This is a genomic window from Streptomyces sp. NPDC001880, from assembly GCF_053594575.1.
Genome location: NZ_JBSFET010000035.1, coordinates 1 through 17,786, shown reverse-complemented (window position 1 = coordinate 17,786; position 17,786 = coordinate 1). Strand labels below are relative to the sequence as shown.

Annotated in this window: 13 protein-coding genes; 11 read left to right on the top strand and 2 right to left on the bottom strand. The window is 71.5% G+C overall.

Annotated features, from left to right (window positions below; genetic code table 11):
* Nucleotides 1-74: 74 nt before the first annotated feature.
* Both ACWCQ6_RS20130 and ACWCQ6_RS20125 read left to right on the top strand, forming a co-directional pair.
* Complete coding sequence (locus ACWCQ6_RS20130; RefSeq protein ID WP_451090964.1) at nt 75-3,893, top strand: glycosyltransferase; 3,819 nt, start codon at nt 75-77, stop codon at nt 3,891-3,893.
* A complete protein-coding gene (locus tag ACWCQ6_RS20125; protein WP_451090962.1) occupies nt 3,890-5,401 on the top strand; it encodes a DUF5719 family protein in 1,512 nt (503 codons plus the stop codon). The genes ACWCQ6_RS20130 and ACWCQ6_RS20125 overlap by 4 nt, the downstream gene beginning before the upstream one ends.
* A gap of 49 nt (nt 5,402-5,450) precedes the next feature.
* Here the strand turns inward: ACWCQ6_RS20125 and ACWCQ6_RS20120 are convergent, their stop codons facing one another.
* A complete protein-coding gene (locus ACWCQ6_RS20120; RefSeq protein WP_451091039.1) occupies nt 5,451-5,891 on the bottom strand; it encodes a metallopeptidase family protein in 441 nt (146 codons plus the stop codon).
* A gap of 368 nt (nt 5,892-6,259) precedes the next feature.
* Between ACWCQ6_RS20120 and ACWCQ6_RS20115 the strand changes: the two genes are divergently transcribed.
* The 8 genes from ACWCQ6_RS20115 to ACWCQ6_RS20080 all read left to right on the top strand — a co-directional run bounded on the left by ACWCQ6_RS20115 (nt 6,260) and on the right by ACWCQ6_RS20080 (nt 15,078).
* Nucleotides 6,260-6,637 carry a DUF3499 domain-containing protein gene (locus ACWCQ6_RS20115; protein ID WP_451090960.1) on the top strand — a complete coding sequence of 126 codons (378 nt, stop codon included), beginning with the start codon at nt 6,260-6,262 and terminating at the stop codon, nt 6,635-6,637.
* A gap of 63 nt (nt 6,638-6,700) precedes the next feature.
* Nucleotides 6,701-8,101, top strand: coding sequence for a phosphomannomutase/phosphoglucomutase (locus ACWCQ6_RS20110; protein WP_451090958.1), 1,401 nt, complete (start codon nt 6,701-6,703; stop codon nt 8,099-8,101).
* A 652-nt stretch (nt 8,102-8,753) separates the two neighbouring features.
* Complete coding sequence (locus ACWCQ6_RS20105; RefSeq protein WP_072488362.1) at nt 8,754-8,936, top strand: Trm112 family protein; 183 nt, start codon at nt 8,754-8,756, stop codon at nt 8,934-8,936.
* Nucleotides 8,937-9,008: 72 nt separating this feature from the next.
* Nucleotides 9,009-10,145: an SIS domain-containing protein gene (locus ACWCQ6_RS20100; RefSeq protein ID WP_451090956.1), complete on the top strand. Its 1,137-nt coding sequence runs from the start codon at nt 9,009-9,011 to the stop codon at nt 10,143-10,145.
* A gap of 111 nt (nt 10,146-10,256) precedes the next feature.
* Entirely contained in the window at nt 10,257-11,438 is a 1,182-nt protein-coding gene (gene manA / locus ACWCQ6_RS20095; RefSeq protein WP_451090954.1) for a mannose-6-phosphate isomerase, class I, read from the top strand.
* A gap of 87 nt (nt 11,439-11,525) precedes the next feature.
* The gene (locus tag ACWCQ6_RS20090; protein ID WP_451090952.1) at nt 11,526-12,536 is read left to right on the top strand and encodes a cation diffusion facilitator family transporter; all 1,011 of its coding nucleotides are present in this window, start codon (nt 11,526-11,528) and stop codon (nt 12,534-12,536) included.
* Between the two features lie 300 nt (nt 12,537-12,836).
* Nucleotides 12,837-14,294 (top strand): adenosylhomocysteinase, encoded by a 1,458-nt coding sequence (gene ahcY, locus ACWCQ6_RS20085; RefSeq protein WP_451090950.1) that lies wholly within the window; start codon nt 12,837-12,839, stop codon nt 14,292-14,294.
* A 163-nt stretch (nt 14,295-14,457) separates the two neighbouring features.
* Complete coding sequence (locus ACWCQ6_RS20080; protein WP_451090948.1) at nt 14,458-15,078, top strand: hypothetical protein; 621 nt, start codon at nt 14,458-14,460, stop codon at nt 15,076-15,078.
* 160 nt (nt 15,079-15,238) lie between these two features.
* Here ACWCQ6_RS20080 and ACWCQ6_RS20075 read toward each other — a convergent pair whose 3' ends face one another.
* Nucleotides 15,239-16,195 carry an RDD family protein gene (locus tag ACWCQ6_RS20075; protein ID WP_451090946.1) on the bottom strand — a complete coding sequence of 319 codons (957 nt, stop codon included), beginning with the start codon at nt 16,193-16,195 and terminating at the stop codon, nt 15,239-15,241.
* Between the two features lie 120 nt (nt 16,196-16,315).
* Here ACWCQ6_RS20075 and ACWCQ6_RS20070 point away from each other — a divergent pair, with 120 nt between their 5' ends.
* The gene (locus tag ACWCQ6_RS20070; protein WP_451090944.1) at nt 16,316-17,323 is read left to right on the top strand and encodes a stage II sporulation protein M; all 1,008 of its coding nucleotides are present in this window, start codon (nt 16,316-16,318) and stop codon (nt 17,321-17,323) included.
* Nucleotides 17,324-17,786 lie beyond the last annotated feature (463 nt).

Genomic DNA, 17,786 nt, shown 5'->3' with positions numbered 1-17,786 from the left:
ACGGGGCGCGCGTGTACACCGATGCATCCCCCGGGGAAACGCCCCCCGGACCCGGCCGGAGGGCCCGTACCTCGATGTCCGTGCACAGCCAATCGGCGGCGCCGTACGCGGCCGCCACCGCCCCAGAGTTCCCCCGGCATGTCGTCACCGCCGTGCTCGTCTCCCACGACGGCGCACGCTGGCTGCCCGACGCGCTCGCCGGGCTGCTCGGGCAGGAACGCCCCGTACAGAACGTCGTCGCCGCCGACACCGGCAGCGCCGACGACTCCGCGCAACTGGTCACCGAGGCGCTCGGCGCCGAACGGGTCCTGCACCTCGCGCGCCGTACGAGCTTCGGCACCGCCGTCGACGAGGCGACCCGCACGGCCGGCGTCCTCACCGCCGAGGACCTGCCGTACCTGAAGCGCCCCAGCAGCTGGGACCCCGCCAGCAGGACCTGGCGCGACGACGCCTACGACCTGCCCGAACTGCCGCACGGCGAACCGGTGCAGTGGCTCTGGCTGCTCCACGACGACTGCGCACCCGAGCCCGACGCGCTCGCCGAGCTGCTGCGCGTCGTCGACACCGACCCGCACGCCGCGATCGTCGGCCCCAAGCTCCGCGGCTGGTACGACCGCAAGCAGCTGCTGGAGGTCGGTGTCTCCATCGCCAACAGCGGACGCCGTTGGACCGGGCTCGACCGCCGCGAGCAGGACCAGGGCCAGCACGACCAGGTCCGCACCGTGCTCTCCGTCTCCACCGCCGGCATGCTGATCCGCCGTGATGTCTGGGAGGAGCTCGGCGGGTTCGACCGCAGCCTGCCCCTGATGCGTGACGACGTCGACCTGTGCTGGCGCGCACACGTCGCGGGACACCGGGTGCTCGTCGCCCCCGACGCCGTCCTCAGGCATGCCGAGGCCTCCGCCCGCGAGCGCCGCCCGATCGACTGCGCGGGTCGCTCGGTCGCCTCCCCGCACCGCGTCGACAAGGCCGGCGCCGTCTACACGATGCTGGTCAACGCCCGCGCCAAGGTGCTGCCCTGGGTGCTGCTCAGGCTCGTCGTCGGCACCCTGCTGCGTACCCTCGCCTACCTCGTCGGCAAGGTGCCCGGCCAGGCCCTCGACGAGGTCGCCGGGCTCTTCGGCACCCTGCTGCGCCCCGGACGGATCCTCGCGGCCCGGCGCGGCCGCGGCAAGGGCGCCGTCGACCAGGCCGAGTTGCGCGGCCTCTTCCCGCCGCCCGGCGCCACCGTCCGCGCCACCGTGGACCAGGTCGCCGGTAACTTCGGCAGCGGCTCCGACGCCGACTCGGGCGGCTCCCGGCACGGCGCCGTGGAGTCCGGACCCGGTGGTGACGACGCCGACTTCCTGGAGATCGAGCAGTTCGCACGGCTCAAGCGGATCGGGCGCAAGCCGGGCCCGGTCCTCTTCGCCGTTTTGCTGCTGGTCTCGCTCGTCGCCTGCCGCGACCTGCTCGGCGGCGGCTCGCTGGCCGGCGGCGCGCTGCTGCCCGCCCCCGGTGACGTCTCCGACCTGTGGAACAAGTACGCGGACGGCTGGCACACGGTCGGCACCGGCGGCACGCAGACCGCGCCGCCCTACCTCGCCGTGCTCTCCGCCCTGTCCGCGCTGTTCCTCGGCTCGACCGGCTTCGCGCTCACCCTGCTGCTGGTCTGCTCCGTACCGCTCGCCGGACTCACCGCCTACTTCGCCTCCCGGCCGCTGCTCGAATCGAGGCTGCTGCGGGCCTGGGCGAGCGTCGCGTACGCCTTCCTGCCCGCCGCGACCGGCGCCCTGGCGACCGGCCGTCTCGGCACCGCCGTACTGGCCGTCCTGCTCCCGCTGATCGCCCGCGCCGCCGTCTCCGCGCACGGCATGCGGGCCGACGGCGACGCCCGCGGCAGCTGGCGCGCCACCTGGGCGTACACCCTGCTCCTCACCTTCGTGATGGCGTTCACGCCGATCGTCTGGCCGCTCGCCGTGGTCCTCGGCATCGGCGTGCTCGTACTGCGCCGCGGCGACATCGCCGCGTACGGGCTCCGCTTCCTCGCCACGATCGGCACCCCGCTGGTCGTTCTCGCGCCCTGGTCGCTCTCGCTCCTCACCAACCCGTCCGCCTTCCTGAAGGAGGCGGGCCTGGACATGGGTACGGGCACGGCCTCCGCGCTCGACCTGCTCGGCATCAGCCCCGGCGGCCCCAAGGCCGCGGGCGGCGTGCTGCTGCTCGGCATCGTGCTTGCCGCGCTGGCCGCGCTGCTGCGCGGGGAGCGGCAGTTCGCGGTACGCACCGCGTGGACGGTCGCGCTCGTGGCGCTTTTCTTCGCCGCGCTGGCCAACGGCTCGGGCTGGGCAGGCCCCGCCACCCTCGTCTACGGCATCGCGCTGATCGCCGCCGCGCTGGTCGGCGCGGACGGTGCCCGGGTGCGCGTCGCCGAGCTCAGCTTCGGCTGGCGCCAGCCGGTCGCCGCGCTGATCGCCCTCGCCGCGGCACTCGCCCCGGTGCTGGCTGCCGCGGGCTGGATGATCGGTGGCGCGGCGGGACCGCTGGAGCGCCGCGACCCGGTGCAGGTGCCCGAGTTCGTCGCCGAGGAGAGCACCACTCGTGACCAGCCGCGCACCCTGGTCCTCGGCGGCAGCTCGCCCGGCACCGTCTCGTACACCCTGGTGCGCGGCTCCGGCGCGCGGCTCGGTGACGCCGAACTGACCGAGGCGGGCGGCAGCAACAGCCACCTCGACAAGGTCGTCGCCAACCTGGTCGCGGGCTCCGGAGCCGACCAGGGCCGTCAGCTCAGCGGCTTCGCGATCCGTTACGTACTGGTGCGCGACAGCGCTCCGAAGGAGATGAGCCGGGTCCTCGACGCGACCCCGGGGCTCAGCCGGCTCAGCCAGCTGGACGGCAGCGCGCTGTGGCGGGTCGACCGCCAGGTCGCCCGAGTCATGATCATCCCGTCCGGCGCCGACGAGGAACCGCTGCCCGTCGGCTCGCAGCCCGTCGAGGCGCACACCAAGATCCCGGCGGGCGGCTCGGGCCGTGTGCTGCGGATCGCGGACGCCGCCGACCCCGGCTGGCAGGCCACGCTCAACGGCCGGGCGCTGACCCCGAAGACGGTCGACGGCTGGGCCCAGGGCTTCGAGCTCCCCGCCGAGGGCGGCACGCTGGACCTCACGTACGACACCCCGTTCACCCACACCGCCTGGATCTGGACCCAGGCCGCGCTGGCCGTCGTCCTGCTGGTCCTCGCCCTGCCCGGCCGCCGCCGGGAGATCGACGACGACCTGCCCGAGGAGGCCGTGACGGTCCCCGCGGAGCCGGTCGCCGGCGAGGGACGCCGGGCCCGCAGGCTGCGCGCGGCCGCCCAGGCGGAGGCGGAGGCGGAAGCCGGGCCGGCCGAGGAGGCAGGGCAGTACATCCCGGCCCAGCAGGCGGGGGAGTACCCCCCCGCCGAACAGGCCGCCGAGCCGCAACCGCACGCAAGCGACGACCACAGCGCCTTCGCCCCGCAGACCGGCGGCGAGGATGCCTTCGCCCCGCAGGCCGACGCCGGCCAGTACGCGGCGATGCCGCAGCAGTACGGCGAATGGGACGCGCAGCAGTACCAGGACGCCGGCTACCAGCAGTACCAGGGCGAGCAGTACGGGGACGGCCAGTACGCCCCGCAGCAGGACGGCCAGTACGGCACGCAGCCGGACCACCTGGCTGCCGACCCGTACCAGCAGAACACCTACGACCCGTACGGCTACGCCGCCCAGCAGCAGTACGACCCGCAATCCCAGGCCCCGTACGACCCCCAGGCCCCCTACGGGCAGCAGGCCGCACCGCAGGGCCAGTACGACCCGCAGAACCCCGACGAGAACCCCGCCCCGGGCCAGAACCCGTGGCCGGCCGGTAACGCATCGCGAGGCGAGTCCGAGTGAAGTCCACCATGTCCCTCATCGCGGGCACCGTCGCCCTCGCCGCAGTCACCGGATTCGCCGCGTTCACCGCGCCCGGCGACGAGGCCGCCGCACCGGCGAAGACCGCCGCACGGCTGCCGGTGGAACGGTCCAGCCTGCTCTGCCCGGCCCCCGGCCTCTCGGACCTGGCGGAGACGACCTACACCTCCTTCACCCCGGCGGGCGCCGGCGGAGGCGAGGCCGGTACGGCCGAGCTGCTGAAGTCCACCGCCACCACGTCCGACGGCGGCAAGGCGCACGAGAAGAAGGACAAGAAGAAGGCGGATCCCGGAAAGCCGGTCGTCGCGCTCAAGGAGCCGGGCAAACCGGCCACCGCCGAGGTATCGGGCGCCGACGCCCCTGCGCTGGTCGGAACCGCCACCGGCAGCCTGGCCTCCGGCTGGACCACCCAGCAGACCACCACGGTCGAGGCGGGCGGCGGCCGCGGCCTGCTCGGCGTCAGCTGCACCGGGCCCGACACCGACTTCTGGTTCCCGGCCGCGAGCACCGCGAAGTCCCGCGAGGACTACGTCCACCTGACCAACCCGGACGACACCGCGGCCGTCGCCGACATCGAACTGTACGGCCCGGACGGCTCCCTCAAGTCCGATGTCGGCGAGGGCATCACGGTGCCCGCCCGCTCCAGCGTGCCGGTACTGATCTCCACGCTGACCAGCGAGGTCGCCGAGGACGTGACCGTCCACGTCACCACCCGTACCGGACGCGTCGGCGCGGTCGTCAGGACCGCGGACGAGGAGACCGGCAGCGACTGGCTGGCCGCCTCCACCGACCCGACGGGCACCCTGGTGCTCCCCGGCATCCCCGCGGACGCCACCTCGGTCCGTCTCGTGGCCTTCGCGACGGGCGACAATGACGCCGATCTGAAGGTGAAACTGATCGGCAAGACCGGCGCGATCTCCCCGGTCGGCAACGAGAGTCTCCACGTCAAGTCCCGGATGACCGCGGGCGTCGACCTGAACGACATCACCAAGGGCGAGGCCGGCTCCCTGCTGCTGACCCCCACCGGGGGGAAGAAGAACGCCCCCGTGGTCGCCGCGCTGCGTGTGGTCCGCGGCACCGGCGACAAGCAGGAGGTCGGCTACATTCCGGCGACCGGTCCGGTGGGCGCACGGGCGACCGTGGCCGACAACCGGGACAAGGGCTCGACGCTCTCGCTCACCGCGCCGGATGCCACCGCCACCGTGAAGGTCACCGCGTCGGCGGGCAGCGAGGGCGGCGAACAGACCGTCAAGAAGTACACGGTCAAGGGCGGTACGACGCTGGCGGTCACCCCGCCCGTACCGTCCGGCCTCAAGGGCTCCTACGCCCTGACGGTCGAGACGGAGTCGGGCGGCCCGGTCCACGCCGCGCGCACGCTCACCCTCACGCAGAACGGCATCCAGATGTTCACCGTGCAGACCCTGCCGGACGACCGCGGCACGGTCGAGGTGCCCGCCGCCGAGCAGGACCTGTCGGTGCTCGACGACTGACCGGACGGTACGGGCAGGGGCCGGGGCCGGGCAGGACGCCGGGGCCCCGCTACTCCTGCCCGTACCGCGGATCCACCGACTCCGGTGCGAGCCCGAGCAGTTCCGCGACCTGCTCCACCACGACCTCGTGCACCAGCAGGGCGCGCTCGTCGCGGTTCTTGGCGCGGATCTCGACGGGCCGCCGGTAGATCACGATCTGCGCCGGCCGCCCCTTCTCCGCGGAGACAGCACGCCCCAGCGGCACGGTCTCCCCCTGCGTCCCCTCCTGCGTCCCCGGCACGTCGAGCACCATGAAGTCGACATCGGTCAGCTGCGGCCAGCGCCGCTCCAGCCGTTCCACCGAGTCCTGCACGAGATCGCGGAAGTTCTCCGCCCTGCTGACCGAGAGCGGTACCTGGGGCGGGGCGACGGGCCCTCGCATGCCGCGGCCATGGCGGTCACGACGGCGCGGGCGCGGCTCGGACGGGTGCGGCGGTACGGGGCTGTCCATCACTGACGCAGCGTAACGCTCCCAGCAGCAGGTGGAACGCCGCTCCCTGACAGGGCATCGCCGTTTCCACGGCAGCGCACCGGCCATATCAGGGACAGAGCATCCCACCTGTCCAATCCTGAACAATCCGGCCATTCAGAGGCCCGTTTCAGGCCCTGCTCCTGATCGCTGATCCCTTGCTGTATGACAGATTTTGTGCTGATCGGTGACCGGAATCGTTGCCGACCATGCCGGTGCATATCCGCTCCCGCGCAGGTCAGAACGACTGTCCGGAAGGTGCTTGTGCCGGAGTTCACAGGGCGACACGGTGGGGTGACCTGAGGGAGAGTCGTCGCAGCCCGCTCAAGAGTGCGGTACCGTCCAACATCGTGAGCCCTGTACGTCGCTGTTCGCGCACCGCGTGCGGCCGCCCTGCCGTCGCGACACTGACGTACGTCTATGCCGACTCGACTGCGGTCCTCGGCCCGCTCGCCACCTACGCCGAGCCCCACTGCTATGACCTCTGCGCCGAGCACAGTGAGCGGCTGACGGCACCTCGCGGCTGGGAAGTTGTCCGGCTCTCCGACCCCTCCGCACCCACCCGCCCCAGCGGCGACGACCTCGAAGCGCTCGCCAATGCCGTACGCGAAGCGGCGCGGCCGCAGGACCGCGGTGCCGACGGCCGGATCAGCGGTCCGCACGCCGTCGATCCGATGGAGGTCGCGCGCCGTGGCCATCTGAGAGTGCTGCGCTCACCGGACTCCTGAGCTCGGCCCACGAGCCCTCCGGGTAGTTTGGGCGGTCCGCAGGATTCTCAGGAGGACCGGCCCGTGGCTGCTGATCTGTCGCAGATCGTGAAGGCGTACGACGTGCGCGGAGTGGTGCCCGATCAGTGGGACGAGGCGCTGGCCGAGCAGTTCGGGGCGGCGTTCGTCGAGGTGACGGGCGCGGACGCGATCGTGATCGGCCACGACATGCGGCCCTCGTCGCCCGGCCTCTCGGGAGCCTTCGCACGGGGAGCCGCCGCGCGCGGCGCGGACGTCACCCTCATCGGCCTCTGCTCGACCGACCAGCTGTACTTCGCCTCGGGCAGCCTGGGCCTCCCCGGCGCGATGTTCACCGCCTCGCACAACCCGGCGCAGTACAACGGCATCAAGCTCTGCCGGGCGGGCGCCGCACCCGTGGGCCAGGACACCGGGCTCCTGGAGATCCGCGCCCTGGTCGAGAAGTGGTCCAGGACGGGCGCCCCGCAGCCGGTCGCCGCCCCCGGCACCGTCACCGAGCGCGACACGCTCGCCGACTACGCGGCCCACCTGCTGTCCCTGGTCGACCTGACGTCCGTCCGTCCGCTGAAGGTCGTCGTCGACGCGGGCAACGGCATGGGCGGCCACACCGTCCCCACCGTCTTCGCGGGCCTGCCCGTCGACCTCGTACCGATGTACTTCGAACTCGACGGCACATTCCCCAACCACGAGGCCAACCCCCTCGACCCGAAGAACCTCGTCGACCTCCAGGCCCGGGTCGTGGCCGAGGGCGCCGACCTCGGCCTCGCCTTCGACGGAGACGCGGACCGTTGCTTCGTCGTCGACGAGCGGGGCGAGGGCATCTCGCCGTCGGCGATCACCGCCCTGGTCGCGGCCCGGGAGCTCGCCCGCAACGGCGGCAAGGGCACCGTCATCCACAACCTGATCACGTCCCTCTCGGTCCCCGAGGTCGTCCGCGAGAACGGCGGCACCCCGGTCCGTACCCGCGTGGGCCACTCCTTCATCAAGGCGGAGATGGCCGAGCACGGCGCGATCTTCGGCGGCGAACACTCCGCGCACTACTACTTCCGCGACTTCTGGAACGCCGACACGGGCATGCTCGCCGCGCTCCACGTCCTGGCCGCGCTGGGCGGCCAGGACGGCCCCCTGTCCGAACTGGTCGCCCACTACGACCGCTACGCCGGCTCCGGTGAGATCAACTCCACGGTCGCCGACCAGCCGGGCCGCACGGCAGCGGTACGCGCCGCCTTCGCACCCCGCGACGGCGTCACGACCGACGACCTGGACGGCCTGACGGTCACGTCCCCGCACTGGTGGTTCAACCTCCGCGCCTCCAACACGGAGCCGCTGCTGCGCCTGAACGTGGAGGCCCGCGACGAACGGACGATGGCGGCGGTACGGGACGAGGTCCTGGCCCTGGTCCGAACCCCGGATTCCCCCGGTACGTCAAGTCCCTCCGGCGACTGATCCAATCCTTCCGGCCTCGCTCCGTCCGGTACGCCCAGGCCCTTCGGTGACCGATCCGGACCCTCCCGGTCCCAGCCCCTCCGGCTTTACCCGCCTCGGTCTCACCGCCCGTCTTGGTCTCACCCGCTTCGGCCTCACCTCCTCCGGCCTTACCCTGCCTGCCTCGGCCTGACCTCCTCCGGCCTTACCCGCCTCGGCCTCACCCTGCCTGCCTCGGCCTGACCTCCTCCGGCTTTACCCGCCTCGGCCTCACCTCCTCCGGCCTTACCTTGCCTGCCTCGGCCTTGCCTCTTCCGGCTTTACCCGCCTCGGTTGCACCCGCTCGCTCCGGTCTTACCCCTCCCGTGATACCTCCCCGGCCTCATCCCCTCCGCCTCCAAGCCCCTCGGGCACCATCTCCAGCCCCTCCGGCGTTTGAGGAGCGGGGGTCCGGGGGCGGAGCCCCCGGTTACGGGAAGGGGCGGGCAGGGGACAAGCCCGCCGCAGGCGCAGGCACCCCACCCGCACCGCACCACCCCCGGCCCCGCGCCTCCACCTGCGGGCCCCCGGCCCGCCCCGCACCCCCACCCGTGGCCCCCGGCCCGCCCCACACCCCATCGCCCCCAGCGGTAGGCTGACGTCGCCTGATCCGTTGCTCGAAGGGACCCACCCCATGCCGCTCGAAGCCGGCCTTTTGGAGATCCTCGCCTGCCCGGCCTGCCACTCCCCGCTCGACGACCGGTCGGCAGCCGACAGCCCCGAGCTGATCTGCACCGGCCAGGACTGCGGCCTGGCCTACCCGGTACGGGACGGCATCCCCGTCCTCCTCGTCGACGAGGCCCGCCGCCCCGCGTAACGGTGCCGGGCCCGCGACTGCCCCGCACCGCACCCCGCACGGTGATCAGCATGTGATCGGAGGACCGTCCCCATGCTCGACGAGTCGCTGCTCGACGCCCCGGAGGCCCTGGCCCGAGCCGACCGCCGCGGCCTGCTCCGCGGCGCCGCCGAGGCCGGGGCCCGGGTCCGTACCGCTGCCCGGCACGCAGCCGAGGCGGGGATCGCCGAGCTGAACCCGGAGGGCCGCCCCCGCGCCGTACTGGTCGCGGGCTCCGGCACCGCCGCGTCCGGCGTCGCCGACCTGATCACCGCCCTGGCAGGCGCCTCCGCGCCCGTCACCCGCATCCATCCCACCGGGGTCGCCCCCGCACCGGGCGCGATGCGCTGGACGCTGCCCGGCTGGGCCGGCTCCGTGGACCTGCTGCTGATCGTCACGGCCGACGGCTCCGAGCCGGGCCTCTCCCTCCTCGCCGAACAGGCGTACCGCCGAGGCTGCAGCGTCGTCGCCGTCACCCCGCGCCAGTCACCGCTGCGCGAGGCGATCGACACGGCGCACGGCCTCGTCGTACCGATGGCCTCCGCCCCGCACGGCGAGTACGACGCCGAGACCTCGGCCGCGGGCCCCGGCACGCTCTGGGCCCTGTTCACCCCGCTGCTCGCGCTGCTGGACCGGGTGGGCCTGCTCACCGCCCCCACCGAGGCGTTGCAGAGCGTCGCCGACCGCCTGGACCGCACCGCGGAACGCTGCGGCCCGGCCATCGCCACGTACAGCAACCCCGCCAAGACCCTCGCGGCCGAACTCGCCGAGAGCCTGCCCCTCATCTGGACGGAGGGTGAGTCGGCCGCCCCGGTCGGCCGCAGATTCGCCGCCGTCCTGGCCGAACTTTCCGGCCGCCCGGCCCTCGTCGCCGAACTGCCCGAGGCGCTACCCGCCCACGGCACACTGCTGGCGGGTGCCTTCGCCGCCGGGGCCGACCCCGACGACTTCTTCCGCGACCGGGTCGAGGAGCCGGAGCCGCTGCACGCCCGCGTCGTACTGCTCCGCGACCGCCCCACCGGTGGCCTGAGCGCGGCTCCAGCCGCCCGCGAACTGGCCCTCGGCCACGACACCGCGATCAGCGAGCTCGAACCCGACGAGGGCACCGAGCTCGAAGCCCTCGCCGAACTGCTCGCAGTCACCGACTTCGCCGCCGTCTACCTGGCACTCGCCTCCGCATCCGGCGCCTGACCCCAACAAGCCCCCGCCGACCGCACCCAGCGCACCTCCGACAAGAGCGCCCCCACACCCGAGCACAGAGCACAGCACCCCCGATCCACGCATCTCACGAGGACGAACACCATGGACCGGCTCTCCAACACCGTGCGCCCTTACGCCTGGGGCTCCATCACCGCCATCCCCGAACTGCTCGGCGTCGCCCCCACCGGCGAGCCGCAGGCCGAGATGTGGATGGGTGCCCACCCCGGCGCCCCCTCCCTCCTCATCCGTATGACCGCCGCCGGAGAGGCCGGCCCCGAACAGCCCCTCACCGAGGTCATCGCTGCCGACCCCGAGCGCGAACTGGGCCGGGCCACCGTCGAGAAGTTCGGGCCCCGTCTCCCCTTCCTCCTCAAACTGCTCGCCGCGGGCGCCCCCCTCTCCCTCCAGGTCCACCCCGATCTCACCCAGGCCAGGAGGGGGTACGAGGACGAGGAACGCCGGTCCGTCCCCATCGACGCGCCCCACCGCACGTACAAGGACGCCAACCACAAGCCCGAGCTGATCTGCGCGCTCACCCCCTTCGCAGGCCTGTGCGGCTTCCGCCCGCCCACCGAGGCGGCCGAGGTGATGGCGGCACTCGGCGTCGACTCCCTCAAGCCGTACGTCGACCTCCTCGGCGCCCACCCCGAAGAGGCCGCCCTGCGCGAGGTCCTCACCGCGATCCTCGGCGCCGACCCGGTGGAGATGGCCGAAACGGTGCACCTGGCGGCGGCCGCCGCCGAACGCCTCGGCGGCGCCCACGCCCCGTACGCCCGGATCGCCCACCACTTCCCCGGCGACCCCGGTGTCATCGCGGCGATGCTGCTGAACTACGTGGAACTCCAGCCCGGAGAGGCACTGTTCCTCGGCGCGGGCGTGCCGCACGCCTACCTCGACGGCCTTGGCGTCGAAATCATGGCAAACTCGGACAATGTGCTGCGCTGCGGACTCACGCCCAAGCACATCGACATACCCGAACTACTGCGCATCGTCCGTTTCGAGGCGACCGAACCCGGCGTCTTGCGCCCCGAGGCCTCGCCGTCCGGTGAGGAACTGTACGAGACGCCCGCGGACGAGTTCCGGCTCTCGCGCTTCGACCTCTCGCCCGGCGCCGCCCCCGTCGACCTGACCAGGGAGACCCCGCAGATCCTGCTCTGCACCGGGGGAGCCCCGAAGGCGGGCGAGCTCGATCTCGCACCCGGCGCCTCCGTGTTCGTACCCTCCGGCGAAAAGGTCGAAGTATCCGGTACAGGAACTCTGTTCCGAGCCACAGTGGTGGTCTGACGTACCTTCCGCACCAGCGACTGCAACAATGTCCGGCCGTACCGCGGCACCAGGGCCGCAGCATCGAAGAAGGGACACCAGGCACCCATGAGTGCGTCAGGCGGAACCAAGGCGATCGTGGCGGCACTCGCCGCCAACCTCGCGATCGCAGTGGCCAAATTCGTGGCGTTCCTGTTCAGTGGCTCGTCGTCGATGCTCGCGGAGAGTGTCCACTCGGTCGCCGACTCGGGCAACCAGGGCCTGCTGCTGCTCGGCGGCAAGAAGGCCCAGCGCGAGGCCACCCCCCAGCACCCCTTCGGCTACGGTCGTGAGCGCTACATCTACGCGTTCCTCGTCTCCATCGTGCTCTTCTCGATCGGTGGCATGTTCGCGGTGTACGAGGGCTACGAGAAGATCAAGCACCCGCACGAGATCGAGGCCTGGTACTGGCCGGTCGGGGTGCTCGTCTTCGCGATCATCGCCGAGAGCTTCTCCTTCCGTACGGCCATCAAGGAGTCCAACCAGACCCGCGGCACTCTCTCCTGGAGGGAGTTCGTCCGCCGGGCGAAGGCCCCCGAGCTTCCCGTCGTCCTGCTGGAGGACCTCGGCGCACTGGTCGGTCTGGTGCTCGCCCTCGCGGGTGTCGGCCTGGCCCTCGTGACGGGCAACGGCGTCTGGGACGGCATCGGTACCCTCTGCATCGGCATCCTGCTGATCATCATCGCGATCGTGCTCGCCGCCGAGACGAAGTCCCTCCTGCTCGGCGAGGCGGCCGGCGCCGACCAGGTCGAGAAGATCAAGGCCGCGGTCGTCGACGGCGACACGGTCACCGGCGTCATCCACATGCGTACGCTCCACCTCGGCCCGGAGGAACTCCTCGTCGCCGCCAAGATCGCGGTGCAGCACGACAACACGGCCACCGAGGTCGCCAACGCCATCAACGCGGCCGAGAGCCGGATCCGTGCCGCGGTCCCGATCGCCCGGGTCATCTATCTGGAACCGGACATCTACAGCGAGGCTGCCGCCGCAGCCGGCACCAACCCCGGCAAGGCCCCGGGCGGCACCCCCGGCGGCACCCCCGGCGGCACCCCGGACACCCCGACGGAATCCGGCCACTGACCACCCTCTCCACCGTCCTCCCTCCCGCTCCCGGTACAGCGCCCCGACCGCTTCCCGACTGCCTCCCGGCCGCGTCCGGCCTCGGGGCGGACTGGGAGCGGCTGGGCCGATCGGTGTAGATTCGATGGCAGTGTCAGACGTCGCTGCTGATGGCGGTCGATCGGTCCGTACGCGTGGACCGGCCGAGGGAGAGAGGGCCTCCGACGGACTGCGCTGCGAGCGCCCGGGCATTCGTGTGCCCGACGGCGCCGCAGAGCCATCCGTGCCCCACCTCGACCCCATTACGAGGAGCAGCCCGTTATGACGACGGTCGCCAATCGACAGGACTTCAAGGTCGCCGACCTCTCCCTCGCGGCGTTCGGTCGCAAGGAGATCACCCTCGCCGAGCACGAGATGCCCGGCCTGATGTCGATCCGCAAGGAGTACGCCGCAGCGCAGCCGCTGGCCGGCGCCCGCATCACCGGCTCGCTGCACATGACCGTGCAGACGGCCGTGCTGATCGAGACCCTGGTCGCCCTCGGCGCCGAGGTCCGCTGGGCCTCCTGCAACATCTTCTCCACCCAGGACCACGCCGCCGCGGCCATCGCCGTCGGCCCGAACGGCACCCCGGAGGCCCCGGCGGGCGTCCCGGTCTTCGCCTGGAAGGGCGAGACGCTGGAGGAGTACTGGTGGTGCACGGAGCAGGCCCTGACCTGGCCGAACACCCCCACCGGCGGCCCGAACATGATCCTCGACGACGGTGGTGACGCCACCCTCCTCGTCCACAAGGGTGTCGAGTTCGAGAAGGCCGGCGCCGCCCCGGACCCGTCGACCGCGGACAGCGAGGAGTACGCCCACATCCTCACGCTGCTGAACCGCACCCTCGGCGAGTCCCCGCAGAAGTGGACCCAGCTGGCGTCCGAGATCCGCGGCGTCACCGAAGAGACCACGACCGGCGTGCACCGGCTGTACGAGATGCACCGCGACGGCACCCTCCTCTTCCCGGCGATCAACGTCAACGACGCCGTCACCAAGTCCAAGTTCGACAACAAGTACGGCTGCCGTCACTCGCTGATCGACGGCATCAACCGTGCCACCGACGTCCTGATCGGCGGCAAGACCGCCGTCGTCTGCGGTTACGGCGACGTGGGCAAGGGCTGCGCGGAGTCCCTGCGCGGCCAGGGCGCCCGGGTGATCGTCACGGAGATCGACCCGATCTGCGCCCTGCAGGCGGCGATGGACGGCTACCAGGTCGCCACCCTCGACGACGTCGTCGGCCAGGCCGACATCTTCGTCACCACGACGGGCAACAAGGACATCATCATGGCCGCCGACATGGCCAAGATGAAGCACCAGGCCATCGTCGGGAACATCGGCCACTTCGACAACGAGATCGACATGGCCGGCCTGGCGCAGATCGAAGGCATCGTCAAGGACGAGGTCAAGCCGCAGGTCCACACCTGGACGTTCCCCGACGGCAAGGTCCTCATCGTGCTGTCCGAGGGCCGCCTGCTGAACCTGGGCAACGCCACCGGCCACCCCTCGTTCGTCATGTCCAACTCGTTCGCGGACCAGACCCTGGCCCAGATCGAGCTGTTCACCAAGCCCGAGGAGTACCCGACCGATGTCTACGTGCTGCCCAAGCACCTGGACGAGAAGGTCGCCCGTCTCCACCTCGACGCGCTCGGCGTGAAGCTCACGACGCTCCGCCCCGAGCAGGCCGCGTACATCGGTGTCGAGGTCGAGGGCCCGTACAAGCCCGACCACTACCGCTACTGATTCCGCCGGTCAGCGACCGCGCACGTCACCACCGGTCAGTGACGACCGGCCGCTGACAGCCGGAACAGCTTCAGCAGCAGTACGAGCGCAGGCCCCCGCACCCCCGTGCCGGGGGCCTGCCCCGTATTGCGTCGGCTCAGCCCGAGGAACCCCGAAGGACCCCATGCCCCGCGGCCGATATTCGCTCCACGATCTCCACGATCTCCACGATCACACCCCCCTCGGCGAGGAACACTTCCAGTGCGCACCCGGACCCTCCGGCTGGCGCTATCTCTCCCGGACCACCACCCCTTCCGGCGACCACCTCGGCTCCGTCGACCTCACCCTCGACGAGGTCGGCCGTCCCATCCGCCTCGAACTCCATGCCGCGAGCTGGCAGGTCCGCGGCGCCGCCCTCGAAGGCGTCACCTGGGTCCGCACCGATCCGACCGGCACCCATGCCACCGAAGGCAATGTCCGCGCCCACGCCTTCACCGGCACATCCCCCGCGTTCCTCATCGCGACCGCACGTCTGCTGCGCCTCACCCCCGATTCCCCCGCGAAGCGCGTCCGCCTGGTCGCCTTCACCGACCCGGTCCTCGCACCCCGCACCGTCGACCAGTCCTGGGCCCTGGTGAACAGTGAAGCGCACGCCACTGACAACGGCCCCCTGACCGTGGACGAATACCAGGTCAGCGCCCTGGACACCGGCGAACAGCACACCGTCCACATCGCCGGCGACGTGGTCCTCGCGGCCCCGGGCATCGAGCTCGAAGACCTGGACTCCCCGCCCTCACGGTTCTAGTGCCGCGGCAGGCGACGCTCGCCCCGTCGCGACGCCGGGCACGCATTCTTGCCGCACCGGACGAAAGCCCGAGTACGTCCAGTACGAGGGCTTCCGTCCCGCACGTCGAGAGCACGCACCGGACGCCGCTCGTTGACGGGCAAACGTTGCCCCCGCGGCACTAGGCAGGCGGCGCGAACCCCGTGGCGGCGGGCGGCACCTGTCCGCCCTCGGCCCCCGCCGCCGGCACGGCCGCTCCCGCCCCGGCAGTTCCCGCGGATGGCGCTTCCCCCACCGGCGCCCAGCCGGCACCACCCCCACTCACCGGAGCCCCATCCACCGGTCGCCCGGCCTGCCCCGCAGAACCACCGTGAGCAGCCCCGGCCTGAGCGGCAGCCAACACCCTCCGGGCATCCCGAGCCTGCCGCTCGTTCACCACCGCCGCCAGATACGCACCGGCCGGCACCCCCTCCGGCACCGGCACCCCGGTCCGAGCCGCCAGCTCCCCGGCCAGCCGCTCCGCAATAGACCAGCCCACCTGAGCATCGAGCTGATGCATGCGGGTCAGGTACTGCCGTACGGCCAGCCAAAGGGAGTCCGGCACCGCCGACAGATCCAGCCCCGCGAACCGTCCGGCCAGCCAAGACGGCGGAGGCGGCACGGCAGCCGCCCGTCCCGCGGGCACCCGTTCCCGTACGACGAGCGTCCCTGCGAACACATCTCCGAGCCGCCGCCCCCGCTCGGACACCAGCGAGGCGATGCACGCGACGACTCCGAGCGTCATCAGAATCTCGACGGCCCCCATGGCTCCCCGTACGAGCGCATGCCGGAACCGGATCGGCCCCCCGTCGTCCCGGACCACCCGCAACCCGCACGCCAGCTTCCCCAGCGAACGTCCGTGGCTGAGCGTCTCCACCGCGATCGGCCCGCCCACCAGCACCAGCAGGAAGGCCGCCACGGACACCGCCGCGAGTGCCGCGTCGTCCAGCGTCGCCGTAGCGACGGCCAGCCCGATCGACACCAGGACGAAAGCCGCTCCCACCACGACAAGATCGATGGCCAGCGCCAGCGCCCGACTCGGCAGTTTCGCCGGCCGCAGCCCCAGCACGACCGCGTCCCCGGTCACGAGCTCACTCATCGCCGCCCCACCCTTCGCCGATCATCCCTGCCCCTCGGGGCCTCAGTCTGCCAAGCTGACCCGCAGCGCGCCGCCGTAGTACGAACCCGTACGCACCCATGCCTGGAGCAGCAGCCGATCATGGATCTCGATGTCTTCGTGACCGCCCACCGCACCGAGTGGGACCGCCTGGACCATCTTCTGCACCGCGGGCGCCGGCTCACCGGCAAGGAAGCAGACGAACTCGTCGAGCTCTACCAGCGCACGGCCACCCATCTCTCGCTTCTCCAGTCCAGCGCCCCGGACCCTATGCTCACGGCACGCCTCACCCAGCTCGTGGCCCGTGCCCGGGCAACGGTCACCGGCACCCGCCGAGCCTCCTGGCGCGACGCCACACGCTTTCTCATCGCGGGATTCCCCGCCGCCGTCTACCGGTCCAGGCACTGGTGGATACCCACAGCGGTTCTCTCCACAGTGCTGGCGGCGGTCATCGGCTGGTGGATCGGTGCGCATCCGGAGGTCCAGTCCGCCATCGCGGCTCCGGACGACCTCCGCCGCATGACCAGCCCGGGCGGGGAGTACGAGACCTACTACTCCAGCCACCCTGCCGCCTCGTTCGCCGCCCAGGTGTGGACGAACAACGCCCAGGCCGCAGCCATGTGCCTGGTCCTGGGAGCGTTCCTCTGCATCCCGGTGATCTGGATCCTGTTCATCAACGTGCTCAACCTGGCGGTCGGCATCGGCCTGATGTCCTCGGCCGGCCGGCTCGACACTTTCCTGGGGCTGATCCTCCCGCACGGCCTGCTCGAACTCACCGCCGTGTTCGTTGCCGCGGGTACGGGCCTGCGCCTGGGCTGGACGGTCATCGACCCGGGCCCACAGAGCCGGCGCTCCGCCCTCGCTCAACAGGGCCGCGCCGCGATCGGCATGGCCATCGGCCTCGCGCTGGTCCTGTTCGTCTCCGGCGTGATCGAAGGCTTCGTCACCCCCTCCGACCTCCCGACGTGGGGGCGCATCACCATTGGTATTGCAGCCGAGCTGGCCTTCCTCGCCTACGTCTACGTCCTGGGCGGCCGAGCAGCGCGAGTCGGCGACAGCGGCGACATCGATGCCACCGAACGGAGCGCCGAGCTCCCGGTCGCAGCCTGATGTGCGTACGACCCCGCTGACCTGCTAGTCTCCTCCTCGCCCCCAAGGACCATTGACATGGCCGACAAGGGGAGGTAGATTTTAACGGTTGCCTCGGACTGGACATGTCCGAGCCCAGCAGTTAGCATCTGTCTCGCTCTCGCTGGAGATTGAATTTCCGCAGAGCCATTGATTCCTCAATCCGAATCATGAAGCCGATTTTCCGGTCGAATGTTTCTGATAAAGTCGAATCAGCCGAAAGGCAAAGACCATTTCAACGGTCACCGGAATTCAAATTCGAACCGGAAACGGAACGAAAAAGAGTCTGGTAAGGTTGGAGCCGCCGGAAAGGGAAACGCGAAAGCGATGAACTGGAAAGCGAAGCGGGACCCGCTTCGACCGGGAATCGGACACGAAAGAGTCTGATAGAGTCGGAAACGCAAGACCGAAGGGAAAAGCCCGGAGGAAAGCCCGAGAGGGTGAG

Excerpts from the sequence above, each read along its gene's own strand:
- ACWCQ6_RS20130 (WP_451090964.1), top strand. The coding sequence starts at position 75 with ATGTCCGTGCACAGCCAATCGGCGGCGCCGTACGCGGCCGCCACCGCC.
- ACWCQ6_RS20120 (WP_451091039.1), bottom strand. The coding sequence starts at position 5,891 with ATGGACAGCCCCGTACCGCCGCACCCGTCCGAGCCGCGCCCGCGCCGT.
- ACWCQ6_RS20105 (WP_072488362.1), top strand. The coding sequence starts at position 8,754 with ATGCCGCTCGAAGCCGGCCTTTTGGAGATCCTCGCCTGCCCGGCCTGC.
- ACWCQ6_RS20100 (WP_451090956.1), top strand. The coding sequence starts at position 9,009 with ATGCTCGACGAGTCGCTGCTCGACGCCCCGGAGGCCCTGGCCCGAGCC.
- manA (WP_451090954.1), top strand. The coding sequence starts at position 10,257 with ATGGACCGGCTCTCCAACACCGTGCGCCCTTACGCCTGGGGCTCCATC.
- ACWCQ6_RS20090 (WP_451090952.1), top strand. The coding sequence starts at position 11,526 with ATGAGTGCGTCAGGCGGAACCAAGGCGATCGTGGCGGCACTCGCCGCC.
- ahcY (WP_451090950.1), top strand. The coding sequence starts at position 12,837 with ATGACGACGGTCGCCAATCGACAGGACTTCAAGGTCGCCGACCTCTCC.
- ACWCQ6_RS20080 (WP_451090948.1), top strand. The coding sequence starts at position 14,458 with ATGCCCCGCGGCCGATATTCGCTCCACGATCTCCACGATCTCCACGAT.
- ACWCQ6_RS20075 (WP_451090946.1), bottom strand. The coding sequence starts at position 16,195 with ATGAGTGAGCTCGTGACCGGGGACGCGGTCGTGCTGGGGCTGCGGCCG.
- ACWCQ6_RS20070 (WP_451090944.1), top strand. The coding sequence starts at position 16,316 with ATGGATCTCGATGTCTTCGTGACCGCCCACCGCACCGAGTGGGACCGC.